Origin of the sequence: Cupriavidus laharis, from assembly GCF_914271435.1 — a bacterium.
In the GTDB taxonomy this organism is placed as follows: Bacteria; Pseudomonadota; Gammaproteobacteria; order Burkholderiales; family Burkholderiaceae; genus Cupriavidus; species Cupriavidus laharis.
Genome location: NZ_CAJZAI010000001.1, coordinates 473,624 through 497,785 on the forward strand (window position 1 = coordinate 473,624; position 24,162 = coordinate 497,785).

Genomic DNA, 24,162 nt, shown 5'->3' on the forward strand with positions numbered 1-24,162 from the left:
CTTGTCTCTCGGGGCCGGCCCGCGCGCAGGCGACGGGCCGGTCTATGGGTATGCTCCGCGTTCAGGCCGCGGGGGCCGTGGCGGGCGGGGAGGTGGGCGTGGCCGACCAGAAGTGGTCGACTTCGGCCAGGAACTCGGCCTTCTGCACCGGGGGCAGGAAAGCCGCTTCAAAACTGTTGCGCGCGAGCTGGTGGGCGTCGGCCGCATCGAGCGGCAGCGCCTCGAACGTGGCCTCCCAGTTGGCGTTCATGTAGCCGCCGAAGTAGGCCGGGTCGTCCGAATGCAGCGTGATCATGATGCCGGCATCGAGCATGCGCTTGAGTGGGTGCGCGCGCAGGTCCGGATGCACCTTGAGCTTCTGGTTCGACAGCGGACACACCGTCAGCGCCACGCGCTCGCGTGCCAGGCGCTCGATCAGCGCGGCATCGTCGATCGAACGCACGCCGTGGTCGATGCGCTCGACCTTGAGGATGTCCAGCGCGTCGCTGACGTACTGCGCGGGGCCTTCCTCGCCGGCATGGGCTACCAGGTGCAGGCCGAGTTCGCGGGCACGCGCGAACACGCGCGCGAATTTCTCGGGCGGGTTGCCCTTCTCGGAGGAATCCAGGCCGACGCCGACAAAGCGGTCGCGGAAGGGCAGGGCGGCCTCCAGCGTTGCGAACGCGTCTTCCTCGGACAGGTGCCGCAGGAAGCAGAGGATCATGCTGCTCGAGAAATCGTATTCGGTGCGGGCCTGGGCCAGCGCATCGGCGATGCCGTCGATCACGGTGCCGATCGGCACGCCGCGCGCGGTATGGGTCTGCGGATCGAAGAAGATCTCGGCATGGCGGACGTTGTCGGCGACGGCGCGCTTGACGTAGTCCATGGTCATGTCGAAGAAATCTTCCTCGGTCAGCAGTACGCTGGCGCCGGCGTAGTAGATGTCCAGGAACGATTGCAGGTCGGTGAACGCATACGCCGCGCGCAGGGCCTCGACGCTCGGGTAGGGCAGGGTCACGTGGTTGCGCTGGGCCAGCCGGAAGATCAGCTCGGGTTCGAGCGTGCCTTCGATATGCACGTGCAGTTCGGCCTTGGGAGTACGGCGGATCTTGTCCGCCAGCGCGGCATCGATGGTCATGTGGGGCCTCGGTCTTTTGGTTACGGATGCACCGTCTCCCCCTGGCTCGCGTGCAGCGCGGCGAGACGCTGGTCGCGGACCTGCAGCAACTGGGCGACGATGGCTACCGCAATCATAGCCGGAGCCTTGTCTGTGATCCCCGATACCCCCATCGGGCAAGTCATTTCCGGGAAGCGCGCCGGGTCGACGCCATGGTCCGCGAGCCGGTGCTCGAAGCGCGCACGCTTGGTCTTGGACCCGATCAGGCCGAAGTACGCAAAGTCCGTGCGGCGGAAAATCTCCTCGCACAGGGTCTGGTCCAGCGCATGGCTGTGCGTCATGACCAGGAAGTAGCTGCCCGCTGGCGCCTGCGCCACCACGGCTTCAGGCGTGTCGCTGGCCTCGGCCTCGACGTTGTCGGGCAGGCCGGCCGGGAACAGCGTGTCGCGCTCGTCGACCCAGTGGACGCGGCACGGCAGGTTGGCCAGTACCTTGACCAGCGCATGGCCGACGTGGCCCGCGCCGAACAGCACGACGTGCATGTCATCGGGGACCAGGGTGTCGGTCCAGGAACCATCTGCTTCCAGCGTGACGGACGGTACTACCGCACGGCTTTCCGTGGCGGCCACGGCCCCCTGTGCGGGCACCGAGCGCTGCAGTGACTTGCCCGCGGCAAATGCGGCCTCCACGGCATCCAGCCAGTGCAGGTCGTCCTGCCCGAGCACTTCGAACGCCAGCTGCACGACGCCGCCGCAGCACTGGCCCAGGGCGGGGCCTAGCGGAATGCGCTCGATGCGGCGCTGTTCCTTGCCTTCGTCGAGCATGGCGCGCGCGATATCCATGCCGCGCCATTCGAGATGCCCGCCGCCGATGGTCCCGACCAGGTCATTGGCGCTGACCAGCATGCGGATGCCCGGCTCGCGCGGCGCGGAGCCCTTGACTTCGACGATGGTGACCATCGCCACCGGCACGCCGGTGCGCACCATGCGTGCGGCGTCGGCGAAGCGGAAGGGTTTGAGCGGTGCGTCCTGCATGTCGGGGCCTTTGTCTGTGATGCCGGCTGGCGCCGGTCTCGTTGTCGATGCTGCGGTCTGTGGTTGCCTGCCGGCGGGGTGGCGCGCACCTGCGCGGGCGGCCGGCCCCTGGCCCGTCGGCGGGCGGGCAAGGGGGGAAAGTCCGGCGGGCCCGGCAGGCGCGCGCGTCAGGCCGGCTGTGCGGTGGCTTCGCGCATATCGCGCATGGCGCGCACCGCTTCCACGGCGTCCAGGATGGCTTCGCTGGTGGCCGGTGCGCGCAGCGGCGGGTTGACTTCATAGTCACCCACGGCCGCGATCGCATCGCGGATCGCGAAGAACACCGAGAACGGTAGCAGCAGCGGCGGCTCGCCCACAGCCTTGGAACGGTGGATGCTGTCTTCCACGTTCCGGTTCTGGAACAGGCGCACGTTGAAGTCTTCGGGGCAGTCGTTGATGGTCGGGATCTTGTAGGTGGACGGGGCATGCGTCATCAGCTTGCCATCCTTGTTCCACCACAGTTCCTCGGTCGTCAGCCAGCCCATGCCCTGGATGAAGGCGCCTTCCACCTGGCCGATGTCGATGGCCGGGTTCAGCGACTTACCCGCATCGTGCAGCGCATCGGCGCGCAGCAGCTTCCATTCGCCGGTCAGCGTGTCCACCAGCACCTCGGAGCAGGCCGCGCCGTAGGCGTAGTAATAGAACGGCCGGCCGTGCAGCTTCTTCTGGTCCCAGTGCAGCTTGGGCGTGGTGTAGAAGCCGTCGGACCACAGCTGCACGCGCGCCACATAGGCTTCGCGGGCGAGATCGCCGAAGGACGCGCGCAGTTCGCCGGCGATGACCAGATCGTCATTGAAGCGTACCGTGTCCGGTTCGACTCCGGCCTTGCGGGCGATGAAGGCGGCCAGGCGCTCGCGGATCTGGCGGGCGGCGTCCTGCGCGGCCTTGCCGTTCAGGTCGGCGCCGGTCGATGCGGCGGTGGCCGAAGTGTTGGCCACCTTGCTGGTATCGGTTGCCGTCACGCGCACGCGTTCCAGGCGGATACCCAGCTCATGCGCCACCACCATCGCCACCTTGGTGTTCAGGCCCTGGCCCATTTCGGTGCCGCCATGGTTCACCAGCACCGAGCCGTCGTTGTAGACGTGCACGAGCGCGCCGGCCTGGTTGTAGTGCGCCACGTTGAACGAGATGCCGAACTTCACCGGCGTGATCGCGATGCCCTTCTTCAGGACCGGGCTGGTCGCGTTGAACGCACGCGTGGCCTCGCGGCGCGCGCGATATTCGCTGGTCGCCACCAGTTCGTCGATCAGTTCGTGGATGACGTTGTCCTCCACGGTCTGGCCGTACGGCGTGACATTGCGCTCGGTCTTGCCATAGAAGTTGGCGCGGCGCACGTCCAGCGAATCCTTGCCGACATTGCGTGCCACGTTGTCGAGGATGTACTCGATCGCGAACGCGCCCTGCGGGCCGCCGAAGCCGCGGAACGCCGTATTGCTCTGCGTATTGGTCTTGCCGCAGTAGCCGTCGATCTGCACATTCGGCAGCCAGTAGGCGTTGTCGAAGTGACAGATCGCGCGGGTCATCACCGGGCCGGACAGGTCGGCCGAGAAGCCGGCGCGCGACACCATGTCGATCTTCACGCCTTCGATGCGGCCTTCCGTGTCGTGGCCGACTTCGTAGTCGAACACGAAGTCGTGGCGCTTGCCGGTGATCATCATGTCGTCGTCGCGGTCCGGGCGCAGCTTGACCGGGCACATCAGCTTCCATGCCGCCAGCGATGCGCAGCACGCGAACATGGCCGACTGCGATTCCTTGCCGCCGAAGCCGCCGCCCATGCGGCGGCATTCCACCAGCACCTGGTGTGCGTGCCAGCCCAGCATGTGGGCCACGGCATGCTGCATCTCGGTCGGGTGCTGGGTCGAGCACCACACATGCATGCCGTCGTTCTCGCGCGGCGCGGCGTAGGCGATCTGACCTTCGAGGTAGAACTGCTCCTGCCCGCCCAGGCGGATATTGCCCGCGTCCTGGTGCGCGGCGGCAGCGATATGCCGCAGCGGCTCGCCGCGGGTCAGGTGCATCGGCGGCAGCACGTAGCTGCCCGCCGCGTGCGCGGCCTCGGGCGAGAGCACCGGAGGCAGGTCTTCATATTCGATCACGCCCAGGCGCGCCGCGCGGCGCGCCGCGTCGTGCGAGGTCGCGACCACCACGAAGATCGGCTGGCCGATGAACTGCACCACACTGCGCGCCAGGATCGGATCGTCGTGGATGATCGGGCCGCAGTCGTTGACGCCGGGAATGTCGTCCACGGTCAGCACGTCCACCACGCCGGGTGCCGCGCGCACCTTGTCGAGCGAAATCGACTGGATGCGGGCATGGGCACGGCTGCTCATGCCGAGCGCCGCGTGCAGCGTGCCGGCCAGCTCGGGAATATCGTCGGTATAAGTGGCGGTGCCTGCCACGTGCAGGTGCGCCGATTCGTGGGGGCGCGAGATGCCGACCTGCGGCACGGTCTCGTCGGCCACGCTGGCGTCGAGCAGGAAGGGTTCGGTTTGCTTGTTCATGCCGATCTCTCCTCAGGCCGTGACGGTTGCGGTGGCGCCGGCGCCGATCGCGCGGACGTTGACGGCGGATGCGGGCAGCGCATCGGCGCGCGTCTCCAGCCAGAAGCGGTACAGCAGGTTGGCGGCACCGCGTGTGCGGTACGAGGCGGTCGAACGCATGTCGGTCAGCGGCGTGAAGTCCTGCGACAGGGCAGCCATACCGGCGCGGACGGTAGCCTCGTTCCAGGGCTGGCCGGTCAGCGCGGCTTCGGTGGCCGCGCCGCGCTTGGGCGTGGCGGCCATGCCGCCGAACGCGATGCGCGCCTGCGTGATCACACCCTGCTCGACGGTAATGCCGAACGCAGCGCACACGGCGGAAATATCCTCGTCAAAGCGTTTGGACAGTTTGTAGGTCCTGAAGTGCTGCGGTCCCTTGACCGGCACACGCAGCGCGGCGACGAACTCGCCCTCGGCCATGGCCGTCTTCTGGTAGGCCAGGTAGAGGTCTCCCAGCCGCAGCGTGCGGCGCGTCTTGCCGTGCTGCAGCACCACCTCCGCGCCGAGCGCGATCAGGGCCGGCATCGAGTCGCCGATCGGCGAGCCGTTGGCGATATTGCCGCCGAGCGTGCCGGCATTGCGGATCGGCAGCGAGGCGAAGCGCTTCCACAGCTCTTCCAGCTCCGGGTGCGCGGCGGTCAGCGCCGCGTAGGCCTTCTCCAGCGTCACGCCGGCACCGATCTCGATCATGCCGTCGCGCTCGGTGACGGACTGCAGGTCTTCCACCTGGCCGATGTAGAGCAGGTTGCCGAGTTCGCGGAACTGCTTGGTGACCCAGAGGCCGACGTCGGTGCTGCCGGCCAGGATACGGATGCCGGGCTCGGCCGCCTTGATCGCGCCGAATTCCGCTGCGGTGCGCGGCGCGTAGAAATTCTGGCCCTTGGCGCTGTAGCGGAAGGTCTCGCCGCGCTTGAGGTTGCGCAGCGTGTCGGCGATCTGCTTCGGGTCGAGCTTGCTGGCGTGCGGCGCGGGCAGGGCCATCATGCGCTCGCCGGCGTCGATGATCGGGCGGTAGCCGGTGCAGCGGCACAGGTTGCCGGTCAGCGCGTCACAGATGGCCTGGCGCGCCGGGGCTTCGCCGCCCGGGGTGTGCTGCTGGTACAGCGCCCACAGCGACATGACGAAGCCGGGCGTGCAGAAGCCGCATTGCGACCCGTGGCACTCGACCATGGCTTCCTGCACCGGGTGCAGGGTGCCGTCGGCCTGGCGCAGGTCTTCGACGGTGATCAGCGCCTTGCCGTCGAGCGTGGGCAGGAACTGGATGCAGGCGTTGACAGCCTTGAACTCGACGTCGCCGCCGTCCTGCAGCTCGCCGATCACGACGGTGCAGGCGCCGCAGTCGCCTTCGGCGCAGCCTTCCTTGGTGCCGGTGCAGCGAACGTCCTCGCGCAGGTACTGCAGCACGGTGCGGGTAACGGGGGCGTCGGACACTTCCCTGACCTGGCCGCGATGGAAAAAGCGGATGGTTTGCGTCTCCATGGTCTTTATCTCGTTCTGTGATGGCGGAAACATAGCATCGACGCAATTCATGCAATATTCAGCCCAGGTGATATGCCCCATCAGAAAGCCCGTCCGTCGGCCTTCCCGCACGTGGATTGACCGGTGGCGGGTTGCGTGACATACACTATGCGCCGTTCCCTTCCCCCACGCCAGCCTCCCGGCCCAGCACCGGCAGGACGCCTATTGCCATGCACGGACGCGACCATCTCGATACTTATTTGCTGCGGGTGCTCCACACCCTGCTGACCGAGCAGAGCGTGACCCGCACGGCAGTGCGCCTGGGCCAGTCGCAGCCGGCCATCAGCAACACGCTCAAGCGCCTGCGCGAGATCACCGGCGACGCCATTTTGGTGCGGGGCAAAAACGGCATGGTGCCGACCGAGCGCGGCCGCGAACTGCTGGCGCTGGCCGAGCAGAGCCTGGCGGCGATGGACCGCATCGCGCGTCCGCCGCAGCAGTTCGACCCGGCCACCACGACCCGTACCTTCCACTTGGGCGCGCCTGACTACCTGGATGCCTTCTTCCTGCCCAACATCGTCGAGCGGGTACGCCGGCTGGCCCCCGGAGCCAAGCTGTTCGTGCACCCGATGACCTCGTCGGGCGACTTTCTGGAGGACCTGGAGCAGGGGCAACTGGACATTGTCGTCGGCAACTGGCTGTCGCCGCCCGAGCACCTGCATATCTCGCCGCTGTTCGACGACGAGGTGGTCTGCATGCTGGGCGCGCAGCACCCGCTGGCGCGCAAGGGGCTGACCCTGAAGCATTACCTGGAGATGCCCCATCTGGCGCCGGCGCCCTATGCCTCGATGCAGCGCAGCATGATCGACCAGGCGCTGGCCGAGCAGGGCTACAAGCGCAATATCCAGGTGACGCTGCCGTATTTTGGGCTGGTGCCGTATGTGCTGATGAAGACCGACATGGTGTTCACGACCGGCCGCCAGTTTGCCGCGCACTATGCGCAGTACTTGCCGATCCGCATGGTGCCGTCGCCGGTCACGTTCCCGCGCATGCGCTTCTACCAGCTCTGGCACGAGCGATGCCATGCGGCGCCTGATGTGATGTGGATACGCAGGATGATCGCCGAAGTGGCCGCGGACTTGCCGCAATTGCCGCGCCTGGAAGCCGAGGCGGGCTGAAACGGGAAAGGGCAGCGCAGGGCTGCCTTGATCCGCGGCTCTGCCGTTGGTCGGCTTACTTGCTGGCTTGTGTACCCTTGTAGTCTGGGAAGAACAGCTGCTCGCCTTCGACCTTGTAGCCGGCAATGGCCTGCTGGCCTTCCGGCGAGGTGATCCATTCCACGAGCTTCATCGCGTCGGTGTAGTTGGTGCCCGCGTGCTTGGCCGGGTTGACCGCGATGATGCCGTACGGATTGAACATCTTCGGGTCGCCCTGTACGGCGACGGCCAGGCCGGTTTTGGCGCGATAGGCGCCATAGGTGGCGCGGTCCGACAGCGTATAGGCCGGCATCTGCGCGGCCATGGTCAGCACCTCGCCCATGCCGAGGCCTGCGTTGACATACCAGGGCTGACCCTTCGGTTCGATGCCGATCTGCTTCCAGTAGTCCTTCTCCATCACGTCGGTACCGGAGTTGTCGCCGCGCGAGATGAACTTGCTGCCGCTGCCGGCCAGCTTGCGAAAGCCCGCCAGCACGTCCTTGCTGCCCTTGATGCCAGCGGGGTCGCTGGCCGGGCCGACCACGATGAAGTCGTTGTACATGACGTCGCGGCGGTTGACGCCGTAGCCGGCCGCCACGAACTCGTCTTCCATCTTGCGCGCATGCACAAGCAGCACGTCCACGTCGCCCATCTCGCCCATCTTCATGGCCTTGCCCGAGCCGACAGCAATGACCTTGACGTTCACTCCGGTCTTTTGCTCGAACTTCGGCAGCAGGTACTTGAGCAGGCCCGAGTTCTCCGTGCTGGTAGTGGTGGCCAGCTTCAGCTCCCCAGCCTGCACGGCGGAGAGCGCCATCAGGCAGGCAATGCCGGCAGCAACAGGAAGCTTGCGAAACGCGATCCGTGACATGTGTGGTTTCTCCATTTATGTTTTTAAAAACATAATTGCCATGCCCTGATGGGTCATGGAGAATGCAAGCAACTACATGAAAAGCGCGGTGATTCATTGTCACCGACGCACATTCGAGATGTAAATATGCATGGTGGAACATATGACATTCCGTTTTGACCTGTTCCCCGTGATTGCCGCGGACGACAATCCGCGTGCCAATGGCAAGGTGTTCCAGTTGCTCAAGGCAGTGCGCGAGACCGGTTCGCTGCACCGCGCGGCACGCGAGATCGGTCTGTCCTACCGCCACGCCTGGGGCGTGATGCGGACCTGGGAGGCCATGCTCGGCCGCTCCGTGCTGGACATGGAGCGCGGCCGCGGCGCGTCGCTGACGCGCTTTGGCGAACGCCTGCTGCGCGCCGAAATGCGCTTGCGCGAAACCATCGACCCGGCCGTACAGCGCGCCATGGCCGAGTTCATCGCCGACCTCGACGACGCGGCCCAGCCACAGACCTGCGTGCACTTTTCCGGCAGCCACGATCCCGCCATCGAGGTCCTGGCCGGTGCCCTCAAGGGCCAGGCGCCCGGGCTCCAGCTCGATACCGTGTTCTGTGGCAGCGTGGAAGGGCTGATTTGCCTGCAGGAGCGGCAGTCGGAGCTGGCCGGTTTCTATGTTTCGCCGGTGCAGACAGCGGGTTCCGTCGCGCACCTGACATTGCGCAAGTGGCTGCGGCCCGCCTCGGTACGGCTGTTGCGCCTGGCGTGGCGCGAGCAGGGCCTGATCGTGGCGCCCGGCATGGCCGGCGAAATCCATGACCTGCATGACCTGGTGCGCACTCAGGCGCGTTTCGTCAACCGGCAGCGCAGTTCCGGTACGCGCATGCTGTTCGACCAGCTTCTGGCCGCGCAAGGGCTCTATCCGGACCAGATCATCGGCTACGACGAACCCGAGTTCAGCAACGAAAAGGTGGCGGAAGCGGTTCATGCCGGGCGCGCGCAGGTCGGCTTCGGGCTGCGCATGAACGCCGAGGCGCTGGGCCTGGGCTTCGTGCCGCTCACGCGGGAGGCGTACTACCTGGCACTGCGCAAGAACGACCAGACCGCGGGCTGGATGGCGGGCCTGCTGGCTCTGCTGGCCGATCCGGAGTTCGCTCGCCGCATCGAAGCGTTGCCGGGCTATGCCATGGCCGAGCCAGCCGGCATCCTGACGCCGCAGGAAGCCTTGCCCTGGTATGGGACGGACGGCAAAGAGGGCGGCTGAGCCGCCGGTGCCTGTCGCCTGATTGCAGGGACAGTCTTCGCGCTACACTCCTTGGGATGGCCTGTGCCATCGCCCTGCCATCGCGAGGAGCATCATGCTGGAAACCGCTGCGCTGGCCGCAGGCATGTCCTGGGCCAGCGGCTTTCGCCTCTACCTGGCCGTCCTGACCGCGGGCGTGCTGTCGCGGCTGGGCTGGCTGGACCTGCCGCCCGGGCTGCAGGTGCTGGAATCGTGGTGGGTGATCGGCGTGGCAGCCGTGCTGGCGCTGGCGGAGTTCATTGCCGACAAGGTGCCGGGTTTCGATTCGGTCTGGGATGGCATCCAGACCTTCGTGCGGATTCCTGCCGGGGCGATTCTCGCCGCGGCGGCGTTTGGCCAGATGGATCCGGAATGGATGGTCGCGGCCGGCCTGGTGGGCGGCACGCTGGCAGGCACGGCCCACGCCACCAAGGCGGGCACGCGCGCGCTGATCAATATCTCGCCGGAACCGTTTTCCAACTGGGCGGCCTCATTCACGGAGGACGTGGCGGCGACCGGCAGCCTGCTGCTGGCCTTTTTCCTGCCGGTGCTGTTCCTGGTCCTGCTGGCGGTTTTCCTGTTGATTGCCGTGTGGCTGCTGCCCAAGCTCTGGCGCGGCGTGCGCCGTCTGCATGCTACCTTGCGCAACCGTGCGGACCCGCCTGCACGGCGAACCTGACCGCCCATCCCGGCCCCAACGCCACCAGCCCATGCCAGGCCGGCGGCGCCGTGAACGAGACTGGAACCACGACTGATGCCAACCGAGCCCGCTTCCACGCCCGACACCGCCGTTTCCCGATCTGTTGCCACTGCCTTGCTGCAAGGGCGGCGATTCTCTGCCTGGCGCCAGGCCCTGCGCATGGCCCGGCGCGACTGGCTGGCTGGCGAGCTTTACCTGCTGCTGTTTGCGCTGGTGCTGGCGGTCGCGGCGCTGACCAGCGTCGGCTTCCTCGCCGACCGCATGCGCCTGGGGCTGGAGCGCGATGCGCGGCAGATGATCGCGGCGGACGTGCTGCTGGTGTCCGATCACCCGTTTGACGCCGCATTCACCAGCCGTGCGGCAGCGGCCGGGCTGGCGGTGGCGCACACCGTGACGTTCCCGAGCATGGCGACGGCACGCCGGGCCGGTGCCCCGGCCGGCGCCGAAGCGCCGAGCCAGCTCGCCGCGCTCAAGGCGGTCAGCCCGGGCTATCCGCTGCGCGGCAAGCTGAAGGTGGCCGCCACGCCCGGTGGGCCGGAACAGGCCGCCGAAGGCATTCCGACGCCGGGCACGGTCTGGGTGGACGAGGCGCTGCTGGGCGCGCTGGGGCTGCGCGTGGGCGATGCCTTGCAGCTTGGCAGCCGTACGTTCCGCATCGAGCGCATCGTGACGCAGGAACTGGACCGCGGCGCGGGCTTCATGAATTTCGCGCCGCGCGTGCTGATGCCGCTGTCCGACCTCGACAGCACTGGCCTGATCGGCTGGGGTAGCCGCGTGAGCTACCGTCTGCTTATTGCGGGCCCCGACGCCGCCGGCCGCGCCTACCAGCGCTGGGCGGCCGGCGAGATCGAGCGCCTCAGGCTGCGCAACACGCGCGTGGAATCGCTCGAGTCGGGGCAGCCGCAGATGCGCGCCACGCTGGACCGCGCCGAGCGCTTCCTGTCGCTGGTCGCCGTGCTGTCGTCGATGATCGCCGCGGTGGCGATCGCCATGTCGGCGCGCCGCTATATGCAGCGGCACACCGACGCTTGCGCGGTCTACAAGTGCATGGGGCTGTCGCGCCGGCAGATCCTGGCGGCGTTCGGCATGGAATTCCTGCTGCTCGGGTCTGCCGGCGCCGTGGTTGGCGTGGTGCTTGGCTACCTGGCGCACTATGGGCTGCTGCTGTCGCTGGGCGGGTTGTTGCAGGTATCGCTGCCGCAGCCGTCGCTGTTGCCGGCGATCGTAGGCGTGCTGGCCGGGCTCGTGCTGCTGGCGGGCTTTGCCTTGCCGCCGCTGCTCGCGCTCACGCGCGTGGCGCCGCTGCGCGTGCTGCGCCGTGACATCGGGCCGCCGCCGGTGTCGGCGTGGGCGGCCTACGCGCTGGGCCTGGGCGCATTCGTCGCGCTGCTGCTGGTGGCGGCGCGCGACTTGCGCCTCGGGCTGACAACCGCTGGCGGGTTTGCCGGTGCAGGTGCCGTGTTTGCGCTGCTGGCGCTGGCGATGCTGACGCTGCTGTCGCGCGCGCTGCGCGGCCGCCTGGCCGGCCGGTCCGCCGTCGGCTGGCGCTTCGCGCTGGCCGTGCTGGAACGCCGCCGTGCCGTGACCGTGCTGCAGACCGTGGCGCTCGCGGTGGGCTTGATGGCGCTGCTGCTGCTTGGCATGACGCGCAACGACCTGGTCGATTCGTGGCGCAATGCGACGCCGGCCGACGCGCCCAACCGCTTCATCATCAATATCCAGCCGGACCAGCGCGAGCCGCTGCGCAGCATGCTGGCGACGGCCGGCATCCATGACCTGCTGTACCCGATGGTGCGCGGCCGCCTCACGCATATCGGCGAGCGCGCGATCCGTGCGGACAGCTACGCCGAAGGGCGCGCCCGCAACCTGGTGGAGCGCGAGTTCAACCTGTCCTATACCGACGCGCTGCCCGAAGGCAACCAGGTGGTGGCCGGGCACTGGCTCAATGGCTCCGGCGCAGGCGCTTCGGTCGAGGAGGGCATCGCCAAGACCCTCGGCATCCGGCTCGGCGATACCTTGCGCTTCGACGTCGCCGGCCAGACCGTGCAGGCGCCCGTGACGTCGCTGCGCAAGCTCGACTGGGGGTCGATGCGTGTCAATTTCTTCGTGATCCTGCCGCCGGCCGCCATGCACGGGCTGCCGGAGACCTACATCACGGCCTTTCACTTACCGCCGGCACGCGCCGCGCTCGGCAACCGGCTGATCGCGGCCTTTCCCAACATCACCGTGGTCAACACGGACCTGATCCTGCGGCAGATCCAGGCAGTGCTGGACCAGGTCATCGCCGCCGTGGAGTTCCTCTTCGTCTTCACGCTGGCAGCCGGCGTCACGGTGCTGTATGCGGCACTATCGGGCGCGCGCGACGAGCGCATGCGCGATGCGGGGCTGCTCAAGGCGCTCGGAGCGTCCGCGGCTCAGGTCCGGCAGACGCAATATGCCGAGTTCCTGGTGGTCGGCGGGCTTGCGGGCCTGCTGGCCAGCCTTGGCGCGATCGCAGTCGGCTGGGGACTGTCCCAGCACGTCTTCGACTTCCCGTACCGCTTCAATCCGTGGATCGTGCCGACCGGCGTGGTTTCTGGCATGCTGTGCGCTTTTGCGGGCGGCTGGCTGGGCCTGCGCGATGTGCTGCGCCAGCCGGCGCTGGCGACATTGCGTGACGCCTGATGCCCCGGAGAGCCTGTCTGCTGTTTGCGAGTATCTGAATGAGCACCGAACCTGAATCCACCGGCAAGGCCGGCGCCGACGTCACTGCCTTCGACCTGGTCGGCGGCGAAGCACGCGTGCGCGAGCTGGTGGACCGCTTCTACGACCTGATGGACCTGGAACCCGAGTTCGCCGGCCTGCGCGCGCTGCATCCGCCTTCGCTGGACGGTTCGCGCGACAAGCTGTTCTGGTTCCTGTGCGGCTGGCTGGGCGGCCCGAATCATTTCATCGAACGCTTTGGCCATCCGCGCCTGCGCGCGCGCCATATGCCGTTCGAGATCGGCGTCAGCGAGCGCGACCAGTGGATGCGATGCATGGCGCTGGCGATGCAGGACGTCGGCTTGTCCGAGGACCTGCAGCTGCGCCTGATGCAGGCCTTCTTCCAGACCGCTGACTGGATGCGCAACGTGGCCCGCTGACGACCGCAGCGGGTGCGCCAATTCGAGAAAAGGTGGAGCGATGCAAGACAAGCTGCCCGACACTGCGAGACAGTTGCTGGATTTCTGGTTCGGCCACCATGGTTCGCCGGCCTGGAATACCGCACGGCCGGAATGGTTCGCCAAGTCTCCCGCGTTCGATGAAGCCATTCGTGCGAATTTCCTGACGGTCTGGGAGACCGCCCATTCGGGGGACCCCGAAGAGGGCGAGGACTGGTGCGCCACCCATGAGGGCGCCTGCGCCCGTATCGTGCTGCTCGACCAGTTTCCGCGCCACCTGTTCCGCAATGACCCGCGCAGCTTCGCCACGGATGCGCAGGCCCTGGAGCTGGCACGGCGCATCGTGGCCGGCGGCATGGACCGCGAGCTGCCTACCGGCCATCACCGCATGTTCTGCTACATGCCGTTCGAACACTCCGAGTCGATGCAGGACCAGGACGAGTCCGTCAGGCTGATGACGCAGTTGTGCGACGAGACCGCGGGCAAGGTGGATGTGGTGGAGTGGGCGGAAAAGCACCGCGCGGTCATCGCGCGCTTCGGTCGCTTTCCGCACCGGAATGCCATCCTGGGCCGGCAGAGCACGCCGGAGGAACTGGCCTTCCTGAAGGAGCCGGGCTCTCGATTCTGACCGTCGCGCCCGGCCCAATGAGCCAGGCTCAGGTCTCGTCGCGGCGTTCCTGCCACTTGTCGACGCGCACGCGCGGCGCGTCGGTCAGCTTCGTCAGCAGCGCGGCCGGCGTGCCGGCCACGTGCAGCAGGTCGGCATGCACCTGCTTGAGGAAGCCTTCCTGCACAGCATGCGACAGGAAGCCCAGCATGCCGTCATAGAAGCCCGCCACATTGAGCAGGCCGACCGGCTTGGCATGGTAGCCGAGCTGCAGCCACGTGAAGGTCTCGAACAGCTCTTCGAAGGTCCCCACGCCGCCGGGCATCGCGATGAAGGCATCGGCACGGTCGGCCATCATCTGCTTGCGCTCGTGCATGTTGCGCACCACGTGCAGCTCGGTCAGGCCGCGGTGGCCCACCTCCTTTTGCATCAGCGCATCGGGAATGATGCCGATGGCGGTGCCGCCGTGCTCCAGGACGGCATCGGCAACGACGCCCATCAGGCCGACCTTGCCGCCGCCATAGACCAGCGACATGTCGTTTTCCACCAGGGCCTTGCCGAGCGCACGGGCGGCCTGGGCGTACTCGGGGCGGTTGCCGGGGCTGGAACCGCAATACACGCAAACGGATTTCACTTCCTGTCCTTGTCTGACTGGTTTTCCTGGGCCGCCCTGGACGCCGCGTAGTCGCGGGCGAGCTGGTCGAACGCGTCGCGCGCGCGGCCGCGCAGGTAGGGCGCCAGGATCGAGAAGATGTGGTAGCTCGAGCCGTGCAGGTAGCCGCGGATCTGCTCGGGATCGTTGTACTGGCGCGGATGCTGCACGAACTGGAACGACAGCCAGTAGGTCGCGATCACGACCATGTTGGTGCAGATCGCTTCCACCTGCTCGGGCGTGGCTTCCATCTCGCCATCGTCGATGAACTGGCGGCAGATCTCCAGCGCAAAGCGCTGCTTCTGCTCGACGATGCGCTTGAAGTTGGTCTCCAGCATGCGGTTGCGCGCGAGCAGGTCGTTGATGTCCCGGTACAGGAAGCGGTAGTTCCACAGGAACTCCGACATGTACTGCAGGTAGCCCCAGCTCTCGTCCAGCGTGGCCTTGTGGTCGTCCGGCAGCTTCAGGCGGCGTTCCATCTCCTGCTCGAAGCGCACGAAGATGGAATTGATGATGTCGTCCTTGTTGCGGAAGTGGTAGTAGAGATTGCCGGGGCTGATCTCCATCGCTTCCGCAATGGTGGTGGTGGTGACGTTGGGCTCGCCGACTTCGTTGAACAGGCGCAGCGAGACGTCGAGGATGCGGTCCCTGGTGCGACGGGGGCCGGTTTGCGGTTTGGGTTCCATGGGCGTCCGGGCGATCGGTAAATCGGGGCAGGGTAGCGATTATAAGCAATCGGCCTGCCTGCCCTGTCCGCCGGCCCGGCGCGGTGGCTCGTGCGCTCAGCCTCCCAGCTGGCGCAGCCAGTGCAGCACGTGCGGTCCGGCAATCGCCATCCACGTTCCGCCGCACAGGATCAGCGCGAGCATGACCGCGGCGCTGCCAAAATCCTTGGCGCGCTTGGACAGGCTGTGCCGCTCCAGCGAGATGCGGTCGATCGCCGCCTCGACGCTCGAGTTCAGCAGCTCCACCATCAGCACAACGAGCAGCGTGCCCAGCAGCATGATGCGCTCGACCGTGCTGACGGGCAGCACGAACGCGCACGGCGTGAGGATCGCCACCAGCGTCAGTTCCTGGCGGAACGCGCTTTCTTCGAGTACCGCGTAGCGCAGGCCGGACAGCGAGTTCAGCGCGGCATGCCAGGCGCGGGACAGGCCGCGGTTGCCCTTGTGCGGATTCTGCTCAATCGAGTAGTCGCTGCTTGGCGGGCGTGGCGCTTGCCCCCGCAGTGGCGGATCGGACGGCAGCGGCTGAGGTGGTTTCGACATGGTTCTGCGAGGCTGGTTGAGTCGGCACCTCGCCCGCGCTGCCGGTACTGCCGCCGGCCGAAAGCGGACGCAGGTGTGCCAGGAACTGCTCGGAGGCGGCGCGCCACGAGAACCGCTCGGCATGGGCGCGGGCGGTTGCGCGGTCAATGCGCAGCGCTTCCAGGCAGGCTTCACGCAGGTCTTCGTGCATTACGCCTGCCGGGCTGTCGCCAAGCACGTCGATCGGGCCGGTCACGGGATAGGCCGCCACCGGCAGGCCGCTGGCAAGCGCTTCGAGCAGCACCAGGCCGAAGGTGTCGGTGCGGCTCGGGAACACGAAGACGTCAGCCGAAGCATACACCCTGGCCAGTTCTGGCTGGGTCAGCACGCCGAGGTAGTTCGCGCCGGGATAGCGCGCGCGCAGCGAAGCCAGCGCCGGACCGTCGCCGACCACCCATTTTGAGCCTGGCAGGTCCAGCGCCAGGAAGGCCTCCACGTTCTTTTCCACGGCCACGCGGCCGACATAAAGGAAGATCGGATGCGCGGTGTTGAGCACGTTGACGCGCTGTGTCTTGAAGACGTCCAGGTCCACGCCGCGGGTCCACAGCACGCAGTGTCCGATGCCGTAGCGCTGCAGGTCGTCCAGCACTACGGGCGTGGGCGCCATCACGGCCTGCGCGGGGCCGTGGAACCAGCGCAGGAAGCGGTACGTCCACGACAGCGGAATGCCAAAGCGTGCGTGCACGTACTCCGGAAAGCGCGTGTGGTAGGCCGTCGTGAACGGCATTTCCCGGCGCAGCGCATAGCGGCGCGCGGCCATGCCCAGCGGGCCCTCGGTGGCGATATGCAGCGCGTCCGGAGCAAAGTCGCGGATGCGCTGGGCGACGCGCGCCGAGGGAAACAGCGACAGGCGGATCTCGGGATAGGTGGGGCACGGCACCGTGCGGAATTCCAGCGGCGTGATCATGTCCACCGTATGGCCCATGGCCTCCAGCTCGCGGCGGGTGGACTTGAGTGTGCGCACCACGCCATTGACCTGCGGTTCCCAGGCATCGGTGACGATCAGGATCTTCATGCGGACTCCTCGGTGGTGTGGCCGCGTTCTTGAAAGATGGGGGCTGGCGGGCCGTTCAGCCGCTGATGGCGGCCGCGCGGCGGCGCTTGCGCGGCTGGGCCTTCGGCGCATCGAGCAGCGTGGTCCAGTAGACGATCTTCAGCTCGCCTTCCATGGTCTCGACCAGCGCGGACAGGCTTTCCACCCAGTCGCCGTCGTTGCAGTAGAGCTGGCCGTTCACGTCGCGGATCTCGGCCTTGTGGATATGGCCGCAGACCACGCCGTCGCAGCCGCGCCGGCGCGCTTCGTCGACCATGGCGTGCTCGAACGAGCTGATGTAGTTCACCGCGTTCTTGACCTGGTGCTTCAGGTACTGCGACAGCGACCAGTACGGAAAGCCGAGCCGTGCGCGGACGCGGTTGAAGTGGCGGTTCATCGCCAGGATCACCGTGTACAGCGAATCGCCGAGATAGGCCAGCCAGCGGGCGTGCTGCACCACGCCATCGAACAGGTCACCGTGCACGACCCACAGGCGCTTGCCGGTGGCCGTCACATGGACCGCTTCCTCGCGCACCGTGATGTCGCCGAATGCCAGGCCGTCAAACTGGCGCGCGATCTCGTCGTGGTTGCCGGGCACGTAGATGACTTCGGTGCCCTTGCGCGCCTTGCGCAGCAGCTTCTGCACCACGTCGTTGTGGCTCTGCGGCCAGTACCAGCCGCGGCGCAGTTGCCAGCCGTCGATGATGTCGCCGACCAGGTAAAGCCGTTCGGATTCGTTGTGCTTGAGGAAGTCGAGCAGATAGTCTGCCTGGCAGCCGGCGGTGCCCAGGTGGATGTCGGACAGCCAGATGGCGCGGTATTGCCGGATCGGATGCGGCTCGGGGGGGAAGTGCTGGCCAGCGTCGGCCGGGGGCGTCAGTGCCGGGACGGCGGGAGGTTCGGCCGGCGGTGGCACGAAGGCCGCGAGCGCGGCGATGCGCGACAAGACCTGGGAGAGTTCGGGATCAGGACTGCCGCGCAGCCTGTGCGTGACTCCCGACAGATATCCGAGTGCGGATCGGATTGCTTGAACCATGGCGGCCCCGGTGACGGCAATGGCTGCATTCAGCCACCGCGCCATGACGGAGCCGTGACGGAAACATGAATGACATATGAAACGTTGCCGCTATCCGACAGCGCAGCGCGACGTTGTCAGGACGCCGTGTTGCGCAGCGCCGCCAGTGCTGCCACCACGGCCGCGACGGCGCGCGGATCTCGCAGCAGCGATACGTGGCCGATGCCGGCCAGCGGCATGTGCCGCGCGCCGTCCAGCCAACTGGTGCACGGCGGGCCGGCAATGGAGTCGTGCCAGCTGAAGATGGAAACCACGCGCGCGCGCAACGCGGGCGCCTCGGCGTCGGCGAGTGCCTTCAGCCAGGGGCTGCCGCAGCGCATCTGCCAGGCATTGCGGCCGGCTCCGAAGCGAGCCACGGCGCAGCCGTGGTGCGGGGTGCCAAGCGTGACGACGCCGGCGCAGAGGTCCCGTGCACGTCTCGACAGCGCCGCGCGCGCGGCCAGTCCGCCCATGCTGTGGCACACCAGCAGCGGTGCGCGCCCGGTGCGCGCCCGGATCTGCTCGATATGCTGCAGCAAGGCATCGGCATAGTCGTCGATGTCGCCGAGCACGGGCTCCATGTCGATCGCTTCGCAGTGGTAGCCGGCGGCCGCCAGCGCGGGTTGCAGGTCCAGCCAGACCGCGTGGTTGCAGGCATAGCCATGCACCAGCAGCACGGTGGGTGTCTGGCGGGCCGGGAGGCTGTCCGAGGGCTGTACATACCGGCGGTGGGAGCAGAATGGCTGCAGCCAGTTGAACATGCGAAACACCGCGATGTACTCATTGGCAAAGCACCGTATCGCGTCGGCCAGTTGCAGTGGCTGCCGGCCGCTGGCAAGCCAGGCTGGCGCCGGTGGCGGTTGCTGGTGGCGCGCCACGCCGGCACCGTGCCGGGTCATCGCGAACGCCAGCCCAATGCCCAGGGCAAGTCCGGCGAGCACCGCCAGGACGCCGGCGAGCCAAGCCGCCGGCCAGTTCCAGCCAGCGTGCTGCGTCAGTTGCCAGCCGATGCCGGCCGCCGTCGCCGCCTGCAGCATCACCGCCACGCGGCGGGCACCGGCGGCGCTCAGGGTCATGGGCGCGGCGGGCGCAGGTCGACCAGGCGCGTGCGGGCCAGGCGGTCGTGCAGGAACTGGCGGCGCGGATCCAGCCAGGCCAGCAGGATCCACACCAGCAGGCCGGCACACAGCACGCCGACGAAGGGGCCTTTCACCAGGCCAAGCCCGTGCCCGAGGGCGGCTGATGGCGGCAGCCACAGCCATGCGAGCACGTAGCGCAGCGCCGCCTGCGGCCAGCGCGGCGGCTTGCCGCCTGCGGTCTCGACGCGCATGCGCCAGGTCTGCATGGCCAGCGTCTGGCCACTGCGCTGCCAGAACCACGTGAAGTAGAGTCCCATGACCATGAAGCTCCAGCCCTGGATGGCGTAGGGGCTGTCGAGGCCGAGCTTCTGCAATGTCGGGCGGACCAGCAGGAAGAGCGCTGTCGAAGCGCTCAGCACGCCGAACAGCAGCACGCCCTCGTAGAGCATGCAGGCGATGCGGCGGCGTAGCGGCGGGGCGGCCGGAGGGAAAGCGGTGGTGGACGACGGAGCGAGAGTGGCGGCTGGCATGGCACGGGAACTGGGAACCTTGGTTCAGGCGTTCCGGCAGTGGCCAAGCCCGGCTCGGCCACGTGCGGAATCCGGCGATTATGCCAAATGCCGGTCAATGGGTCGCGTTGCCGTTCCTAGCTTATTGCCGGATCGTACTGTCGGCCTGCGTGGCGGCAGCGGCTTCGGGCCCGGCTTCGGTCGTTGCTGGTGCGACAGCGGGCGCAGCGGGCGCGGGCGGCGTTACCGTTGGGGCAGCCACGGAGGCGTCGGCGGTGCCGGCCTCGGCGGCCGAGGCCGGCTTGGCGGCTACCGTTGCGGACTTCTTGTCCGGGCGGATCTGGCGGCTGGTGTCGCTAGGCAGGCGCTTGCCGCTGGGTAGCGCGCTGACAGCGCCAGGCCGGTGCGGCACGCGTTCGGCCGCGGCAAGCTTTTTCTTCTGCTCTTCGGGCAGTTGCTGGTACTTGTCCCAGGCCTCGGCCTTCTTTTGCGCCGGCAGGGCCCGGGTGATCTGGTAGTTCTCGCGTGCCAGGCGGCGCTGCTGCGGTGTCAGCTTGACCCACTCGGCCATGCGCGTCTGCAGCCGTGCCTGTTCTTCCGGCGAGAACTTCGGATAGCGTTCGGCAATACGCAGCCACTTGCGCCGGTTGAGTTCGGGCAGCGTGTCCCACAGTGGCTGCAGCGGTGCCAGGATGCGCTGCTGGACGGGCGTGAGTTCCGACCATGCCGGGCGCGCGTTGATGGCCGGTTCGGCGTGCGGTGCCGACGCCGGGCCCTGGGCCTGCGCGGGGGACGGTGCCAGGCACCAGGCGGCGGCCGCGCAGAAGCCGGCCAGCAGCAGGGTACTCAGCCGGCGGCGTGGTGCGTCGGAACGGAAAGTCGCGCAGGCCATGTCTATTGCCCGCGCTTCAGGAACACGTGGAAGCCCTGGTCGGCGTATGCCGTCGGCGGGAGGTCATCGAGCAGCATGGCGGCATCGATGTCCGCCAGCTCCTCGACACGTTTCTGTTGCTGCCAGTGATAGATGCCGATCAGGCCTGCGCCGAGTGCGACCAGGGTCCAGACCAGCGCCCCGCGGCGCAGCCACGCTCCGATCCGGTGAAGTGCGGAGTCGTCTTCCTCATCGAACGACGGCGCATGGCCCGCCGGCGTGGCAAATTGCGGCACGCGCACCGGGGCCTCGGCCTTCTTGTGGGCCAGCGCCATGCGCCGGGCGGCTGCGAGCCGCTCGGCCACGCCCGCCGGCAAATCGTCGGCGGACGCGTCAAGTGCTGCGCGAATCTCATGCGCGAAGCGTCGTTCCTGGATTTCTCTGTCGTTTCTGCTCATAGTCGAACCCCCCGTGCGCGCAGTGCTTGCGCCAGGGTATGCGTGGCACGGGAACAGTGCGTCTTGACGCTGCCTTCAGAGCACCCCATGACCGCGGCGGTTTCGGCGACGTCCATATCCTCCCAGTAACGCATCAGGAATGCCTCGCGTTGACGCGTGGGCAAGCGCTGGATTTCCTGCTCGATGATATGCATGACCTGGGCCCGCTCCACCTTGTCGGCGCTGCTCTCGGCCAATTCCGTACCGGCAGCGGCCTCGAGTGTGTCGAGGAGGTCGTTATCGTCACCTTCGCGGTCGTCGCGCAGCGTTGAGAAGAGTGACACCCAGGTATTGCGCACCTTCTGGCGCCGAAACCAGTCGTGGATGGTGTTCTGGAGGATGCGCTGGAACAGCGGAGGCAGCTCCGCGGCGCTCTTGTCGCCGTATTTTTCCGCCAGCTTGATCATGGCATCCTGGACGATATCCAGCGCAGCTTCGTCGTCGCGCACGGCAAATACGGCCTGCTTGAAGGCGCGCCGTTCGACGCTGGTGAGAAAATCGGACAGTTCCTGGTCGGTAGCCATGCAGGCGGGTGAGGACGGTATCTGTGCTGGCGGATGTGCTGCGAACGGCTCGCGGCGTACCTGGAGTGGTGCGATGCTAGCAAAAAACAAGCGGGCATGACCACTTCTGTATTGCACTGAATACAAGATGGTCCCCCTAAAATGCTGGCCGGACGACACAAAAAGACCATAGACCGCGCTGGTGCATTGCAGTATCATCGACGGTTCACGACATCAGTGGTTGTCTCATCAGACCGCTTATGAGGCGGTCTTCTCATGCAGACGCGCACCGCTTGAACCCGCGCCACAAGCCCGGCAGAGAGCATCCAAACAATTTTTTGCCGAAAATTGCAAAGGACTGAAATGAACATGCCCAGCGCGGAATTCTCCCACGCAGACAGCAATTCATCTGCCGCACCCGAAATGATCGGTGCGGAAATTCTCGTTCATGCACTTGCCGAAGAAGGCGTTGAATACGTCTGGGGTTATCCCGGCGGCGCAGTGCTGTATATCTACGACGAGCTTCACAAACAAACGAAATTCGAGCACATCCTGGTGCGCCACGAGCAGGCCGCGGTCCATGCCGCAGACGGCTATGCCCGGGCAACCGGCAAGGTGGGCGTCGCCCTGGTGACCTCGGGTCCAGGCGTGACCAATGCCGTCACGGGCATTGCCACCGCGTATCTCGATTCGATCCCGCTGGTGGTGATCACCGGCAACGTGCCGACCCACGCGATCGGCCAGGATGCCTTCCAGGAGTGCGACACCGTCGGGATCACCCGCCCGATCGTCAAGCACAACTTCCTGGTGAAGGACGTGCGCGACCTCGCCTCGACCATCAAGAAGGCGTTCTACATTGCCTCCACCGGCCGTCCGGGCCCGGTGGTGGTGGACATTCCCAAGGACGTCTCGCGCAACACCTGCAAGTACGAGTACCCCAAGTCGATCGACATGCGCTCGTACAGCCCGGTGAACAAGGGTCACTCGGGCCAGATCCGCAAGGCCGTGGCACTGCTGCAGGGCGCGGAGCGTCCGTACATCTACGCCGGCGGCGGCGTGGTGCTGGCCAATGCCAGCGAGGAACTGCGCCAGCTTGCCGCGCTGACGGGCCACCCGGTCACCAACACGCTGATGGCCCTTGGCGCGTTCCCGGGAAGCAGCAAGCAGTTCGTCGGCATGCTCGGCATGCACGGCACGTACGAGGCCAACATGGCCATGCAGGAGTGCGACGTACTGATCGCCGTCGGCGCGCGTTTCGATGACCGCGTGATCGGCAACCCGGCGCACTTCGCCTCGCAGGCGCGCAAGATCATCCATATCGACATCGACCCGTCGTCGATCTCGAAGCGCGTCAAGGTGGATATCCCCATCGTCGGCAACGTCAAGGACGTGCTGCAGGAACTGATCGCCCAGCTCCAGGCCAGCGACGTCAAGCCCAAGCGCGAGGCCCTGGCCAAGTGGTGGGAGCAGATCGAGCAGTGGCGCTCGGTGGACTGCCTCAAGTACGACCGCAGCTCCGAGATCATCAAGCCGCAGTACGTGGTCGAGAAGATCTGGGAACTGACCAAGGGCGATGCCTTCATCTGCTCCGACGTGGGCCAGCACCAGATGTGGGCCGCGCAGTTCTACAAGTTCAACGAGCCGCGCCGCTGGATCAACTCCGGTGGCCTGGGCACGATGGGCGTGGGTCTGCCGTATGCCATGGGCATCAAGAAGGCATTTCCGGAGAAGGAAGTCGTCACCATCACCGGTGAAGGCTCGATCCAGATGTGCATCCAGGAGCTGTCGACCTGCCTGCAGTACGACACGCCGGTCAAGATCTGCTCGCTTAACAATGGCTACCTGGGCATGGTGCGCCAGTGGCAGGAGATCGAGTACGACAACCGTTACTCGCACTCCTACATGGATGCGCTGCCCGACTTCGTGAAACTGGCCGAGGCCTATGGCCATATCGGCATGCGCGTGGAGAAGACGTCCGACGTCGAGCCGGCGCTGCGCGAGGCCTTCCGCCTGAAGGACCGTACCGTGTTCCTGGACTTCCAGACCGATCCCACCGAAAACGTCTGGCCGATGGTCCAGGCGGGCAAAGGCATTTCGGAAATGCTGCTCGGCGCGGAGGACCTGTAAATGCGACACATCATTTCGGTCCTGCTGGAAAACGAACCGGGCGCGCTGTCGCGCGTGGTGGGCCTGTTCTCGGCCCGCGGCTACAACATCGAGACGCTGACGGTGGCCCCCACCGAGGACGCCTCGCTGTCGCGCATGACCATCGTCACGACCGGTTCGGATGACATCATCGAACAGATCACCAAGCACCTGAACCGCCTGGTGGAGGTGGTCAAGGTGGTCGACCTGACCGAGGGTGCACACATCGAACGCGAGCTGATGCTCGTCAAGGTGCGCGCGGTTGGCAAGGAGCGCGAGGAAATGAAGCGCACCGCCGACATCTTCCGCGGCCGCATCATCGACGTCACCGAGAAGACCTACACCATCGAACTGACCGGCAACGGCGTCAAGCTCGATGCGTTTCTCGATGCCATCGACCGCACCGCCATCCTCGAGACCGTCCGCACGGGCGGCTCGGGCATCGGCCGCGGCGAGCGCATCCTGAAGGTCTGACCGGGACGTCCGGCAACGCACGCTGAAACTTTACGCAGTATCCCCCCGGGCGGCGCGATCCGGTTGCACACGATGCGCCCGATGATGCCGCCTCCTCATACA

23 protein-coding genes are annotated in these 24,162 nt (G+C 66.9%); 8 read left to right on the top strand and 15 right to left on the bottom strand.

What is annotated here, in order from left to right; genetic code table 11:
• Positions 1-61 precede the first annotated feature (61 nt).
• The 4 genes from LDO29_RS02115 to xdhA form a co-directional block, all read right to left on the bottom strand.
• A complete protein-coding gene (locus tag LDO29_RS02115) occupies positions 62-1,117 on the bottom strand; it encodes an adenosine deaminase (RefSeq protein ID WP_224078137.1) in 1,056 nt (351 codons plus the stop codon).
• 20 nt (positions 1,118-1,137) lie between these two features.
• Entirely contained in the window at positions 1,138-2,130 is a 993-nt protein-coding gene (gene xdhC / locus LDO29_RS02120; protein WP_224078138.1) for a xanthine dehydrogenase accessory protein XdhC, read from the bottom strand.
• A gap of 167 nt (positions 2,131-2,297) precedes the next feature.
• A complete protein-coding gene (gene xdhB / locus LDO29_RS02125) occupies positions 2,298-4,670 on the bottom strand; it encodes a xanthine dehydrogenase molybdopterin binding subunit (RefSeq protein WP_224078139.1) in 2,373 nt (790 codons plus the stop codon).
• 12 nt (positions 4,671-4,682) lie between these two features.
• Entirely contained in the window at positions 4,683-6,185 is a 1,503-nt protein-coding gene (xdhA, locus tag LDO29_RS02130; RefSeq protein ID WP_224078140.1) for a xanthine dehydrogenase small subunit, read from the bottom strand.
• A 209-nt stretch (positions 6,186-6,394) separates the two neighbouring features.
• Here xdhA and LDO29_RS02135 point away from each other — a divergent pair, with 209 nt between their 5' ends.
• Positions 6,395-7,342 carry a LysR substrate-binding domain-containing protein gene (locus LDO29_RS02135; protein ID WP_224078141.1) on the top strand — a complete coding sequence of 316 codons (948 nt, stop codon included), beginning with the start codon at positions 6,395-6,397 and terminating at the stop codon, positions 7,340-7,342.
• 55 nt (positions 7,343-7,397) lie between these two features.
• Here the strand turns inward: LDO29_RS02135 and LDO29_RS02140 are convergent, their stop codons facing one another.
• Positions 7,398-8,231 (bottom strand): substrate-binding domain-containing protein, encoded by an 834-nt coding sequence (locus tag LDO29_RS02140; protein ID WP_396022615.1) that lies wholly within the window; start codon positions 8,229-8,231, stop codon positions 7,398-7,400.
• 142 nt (positions 8,232-8,373) lie between these two features.
• Between LDO29_RS02140 and LDO29_RS02145 the strand changes: the two genes are divergently transcribed.
• From LDO29_RS02145 to LDO29_RS02165, 5 genes are all read left to right on the top strand, one after another.
• On the top strand, positions 8,374-9,471 hold the full coding sequence (locus tag LDO29_RS02145; protein WP_224078142.1) for a substrate-binding domain-containing protein: 1,098 nt from the start codon (positions 8,374-8,376) through the stop codon (positions 9,469-9,471).
• A 94-nt stretch (positions 9,472-9,565) separates the two neighbouring features.
• Positions 9,566-10,168 carry a DUF4126 domain-containing protein gene (locus LDO29_RS02150; RefSeq protein WP_224078143.1) on the top strand — a complete coding sequence of 201 codons (603 nt, stop codon included), beginning with the start codon at positions 9,566-9,568 and terminating at the stop codon, positions 10,166-10,168.
• Between the two features lie 180 nt (positions 10,169-10,348).
• Entirely contained in the window at positions 10,349-12,853 is a 2,505-nt protein-coding gene (locus tag LDO29_RS02155) for an ABC transporter permease (protein ID WP_224078443.1), read from the top strand.
• Positions 12,854-12,891: 38 nt separating this feature from the next.
• A complete protein-coding gene (locus LDO29_RS02160) occupies positions 12,892-13,311 on the top strand; it encodes a group II truncated hemoglobin (protein WP_224078144.1) in 420 nt (139 codons plus the stop codon).
• A 40-nt stretch (positions 13,312-13,351) separates the two neighbouring features.
• Positions 13,352-13,957 (top strand): DUF924 family protein, encoded by a 606-nt coding sequence (locus tag LDO29_RS02165; RefSeq protein ID WP_224078145.1) that lies wholly within the window; start codon positions 13,352-13,354, stop codon positions 13,955-13,957.
• 28 nt (positions 13,958-13,985) lie between these two features.
• On the opposite strand, the gene LDO29_RS02170 is transcribed toward LDO29_RS02165, so the two are convergent.
• From LDO29_RS02170 to LDO29_RS02215, 10 genes are all read right to left on the bottom strand, one after another.
• The gene (locus LDO29_RS02170) at positions 13,986-14,570 is read right to left on the bottom strand and encodes an LOG family protein (RefSeq protein WP_224078146.1); all 585 of its coding nucleotides are present in this window, start codon (positions 14,568-14,570) and stop codon (positions 13,986-13,988) included.
• Entirely contained in the window at positions 14,567-15,274 is a 708-nt protein-coding gene (locus LDO29_RS02175; protein ID WP_224078147.1) for a TetR/AcrR family transcriptional regulator, read from the bottom strand. The genes LDO29_RS02170 and LDO29_RS02175 overlap by 4 nt, the downstream gene beginning before the upstream one ends.
• A gap of 96 nt (positions 15,275-15,370) precedes the next feature.
• Positions 15,371-15,856: a diacylglycerol kinase gene (locus LDO29_RS02180; protein WP_224078148.1), complete on the bottom strand. Its 486-nt coding sequence runs from the start codon at positions 15,854-15,856 to the stop codon at positions 15,371-15,373.
• Positions 15,771-16,910, bottom strand: a complete 1,140-nt coding sequence (locus LDO29_RS02185) for a glycosyltransferase family 4 protein (protein WP_224078149.1) — start codon at positions 16,908-16,910, stop codon at positions 15,771-15,773. The genes LDO29_RS02180 and LDO29_RS02185 overlap by 86 nt, the downstream gene beginning before the upstream one ends.
• Before the next feature lie 55 nt (positions 16,911-16,965).
• The gene (locus LDO29_RS02190) at positions 16,966-17,964 is read right to left on the bottom strand and encodes a UDP-2,3-diacylglucosamine diphosphatase (RefSeq protein WP_224078150.1); all 999 of its coding nucleotides are present in this window, start codon (positions 17,962-17,964) and stop codon (positions 16,966-16,968) included.
• Between the two features lie 116 nt (positions 17,965-18,080).
• The gene (locus LDO29_RS02195; RefSeq protein ID WP_224078151.1) at positions 18,081-19,058 is read right to left on the bottom strand and encodes an esterase/lipase family protein; all 978 of its coding nucleotides are present in this window, start codon (positions 19,056-19,058) and stop codon (positions 18,081-18,083) included.
• Positions 19,055-19,591: an RDD family protein gene (locus LDO29_RS02200; protein ID WP_224078152.1), complete on the bottom strand. Its 537-nt coding sequence runs from the start codon at positions 19,589-19,591 to the stop codon at positions 19,055-19,057. Before LDO29_RS02200 ends, LDO29_RS02195 begins: the two co-directional genes overlap by 4 nt.
• A 121-nt stretch (positions 19,592-19,712) precedes the next feature.
• Complete coding sequence (locus tag LDO29_RS02205; RefSeq protein ID WP_224078153.1) at positions 19,713-20,462, bottom strand: DUF3106 domain-containing protein; 750 nt, start codon at positions 20,460-20,462, stop codon at positions 19,713-19,715.
• A 2-nt stretch (positions 20,463-20,464) separates the two neighbouring features.
• Positions 20,465-20,899, bottom strand: a complete 435-nt coding sequence (locus LDO29_RS02210) for a DUF3619 family protein (protein ID WP_224078154.1) — start codon at positions 20,897-20,899, stop codon at positions 20,465-20,467.
• The gene (locus LDO29_RS02215) at positions 20,896-21,462 is read right to left on the bottom strand and encodes an RNA polymerase sigma factor (protein WP_224078155.1); all 567 of its coding nucleotides are present in this window, start codon (positions 21,460-21,462) and stop codon (positions 20,896-20,898) included. The genes LDO29_RS02210 and LDO29_RS02215 overlap by 4 nt, the downstream gene beginning before the upstream one ends.
• Before the next feature lie 342 nt (positions 21,463-21,804).
• Between LDO29_RS02215 and LDO29_RS02220 the strand changes: the two genes are divergently transcribed.
• Entirely contained in the window at positions 21,805-23,568 is a 1,764-nt protein-coding gene (locus LDO29_RS02220; protein ID WP_224078156.1) for an acetolactate synthase 3 catalytic subunit, read from the top strand.
• Complete coding sequence (ilvN, locus tag LDO29_RS02225; RefSeq protein ID WP_224078157.1) at positions 23,569-24,060, top strand: acetolactate synthase small subunit; 492 nt, start codon at positions 23,569-23,571, stop codon at positions 24,058-24,060.
• The last annotated feature ends 102 nt before the right edge of the window (positions 24,061-24,162 follow it).

What these genes read in the sequence shown, in the direction of transcription:
- LDO29_RS02115 (WP_224078137.1), bottom strand. Translation starts at nt 1,117, where the DNA reads ATGACCATCGATGCCGCGCTGGCGGACAAGATCCGCCGTACTCCCAAG.
- xdhC (WP_224078138.1), bottom strand. Translation starts at nt 2,130, where the DNA reads ATGCAGGACGCACCGCTCAAACCCTTCCGCTTCGCCGACGCCGCACGC.
- xdhB (WP_224078139.1), bottom strand. Translation starts at nt 4,670, where the DNA reads ATGAACAAGCAAACCGAACCCTTCCTGCTCGACGCCAGCGTGGCCGAC.
- xdhA (WP_224078140.1), bottom strand. Translation starts at nt 6,185, where the DNA reads ATGGAGACGCAAACCATCCGCTTTTTCCATCGCGGCCAGGTCAGGGAA.
- LDO29_RS02135 (WP_224078141.1), top strand. Translation starts at nt 6,395, where the DNA reads ATGCACGGACGCGACCATCTCGATACTTATTTGCTGCGGGTGCTCCAC.
- LDO29_RS02140 (WP_396022615.1), bottom strand. Translation starts at nt 8,231, where the DNA reads ATGTCACGGATCGCGTTTCGCAAGCTTCCTGTTGCTGCCGGCATTGCC.
- LDO29_RS02145 (WP_224078142.1), top strand. Translation starts at nt 8,374, where the DNA reads ATGACATTCCGTTTTGACCTGTTCCCCGTGATTGCCGCGGACGACAAT.
- LDO29_RS02150 (WP_224078143.1), top strand. Translation starts at nt 9,566, where the DNA reads ATGCTGGAAACCGCTGCGCTGGCCGCAGGCATGTCCTGGGCCAGCGGC.
- LDO29_RS02155 (WP_224078443.1), top strand. Translation starts at nt 10,349, where the DNA reads ATGGCCCGGCGCGACTGGCTGGCTGGCGAGCTTTACCTGCTGCTGTTT.
- LDO29_RS02160 (WP_224078144.1), top strand. Translation starts at nt 12,892, where the DNA reads ATGAGCACCGAACCTGAATCCACCGGCAAGGCCGGCGCCGACGTCACT.
- LDO29_RS02165 (WP_224078145.1), top strand. Translation starts at nt 13,352, where the DNA reads ATGCAAGACAAGCTGCCCGACACTGCGAGACAGTTGCTGGATTTCTGG.
- LDO29_RS02175 (WP_224078147.1), bottom strand. Translation starts at nt 15,274, where the DNA reads ATGGAACCCAAACCGCAAACCGGCCCCCGTCGCACCAGGGACCGCATC.
- LDO29_RS02180 (WP_224078148.1), bottom strand. Translation starts at nt 15,856, where the DNA reads ATGTCGAAACCACCTCAGCCGCTGCCGTCCGATCCGCCACTGCGGGGG.
- LDO29_RS02185 (WP_224078149.1), bottom strand. Translation starts at nt 16,910, where the DNA reads ATGAAGATCCTGATCGTCACCGATGCCTGGGAACCGCAGGTCAATGGC.
- LDO29_RS02190 (WP_224078150.1), bottom strand. Translation starts at nt 17,964, where the DNA reads ATGGTTCAAGCAATCCGATCCGCACTCGGATATCTGTCGGGAGTCACG.
- LDO29_RS02195 (WP_224078151.1), bottom strand. Translation starts at nt 19,058, where the DNA reads ATGACCCTGAGCGCCGCCGGTGCCCGCCGCGTGGCGGTGATGCTGCAG.
- LDO29_RS02200 (WP_224078152.1), bottom strand. Translation starts at nt 19,591, where the DNA reads ATGCCAGCCGCCACTCTCGCTCCGTCGTCCACCACCGCTTTCCCTCCG.
- LDO29_RS02205 (WP_224078153.1), bottom strand. Translation starts at nt 20,462, where the DNA reads ATGGCCTGCGCGACTTTCCGTTCCGACGCACCACGCCGCCGGCTGAGT.
- LDO29_RS02210 (WP_224078154.1), bottom strand. Translation starts at nt 20,899, where the DNA reads ATGAGCAGAAACGACAGAGAAATCCAGGAACGACGCTTCGCGCATGAG.
- LDO29_RS02215 (WP_224078155.1), bottom strand. Translation starts at nt 21,462, where the DNA reads ATGGCTACCGACCAGGAACTGTCCGATTTTCTCACCAGCGTCGAACGG.
- LDO29_RS02220 (WP_224078156.1), top strand. Translation starts at nt 21,805, where the DNA reads ATGAACATGCCCAGCGCGGAATTCTCCCACGCAGACAGCAATTCATCT.
- ilvN (WP_224078157.1), top strand. Translation starts at nt 23,569, where the DNA reads ATGCGACACATCATTTCGGTCCTGCTGGAAAACGAACCGGGCGCGCTG.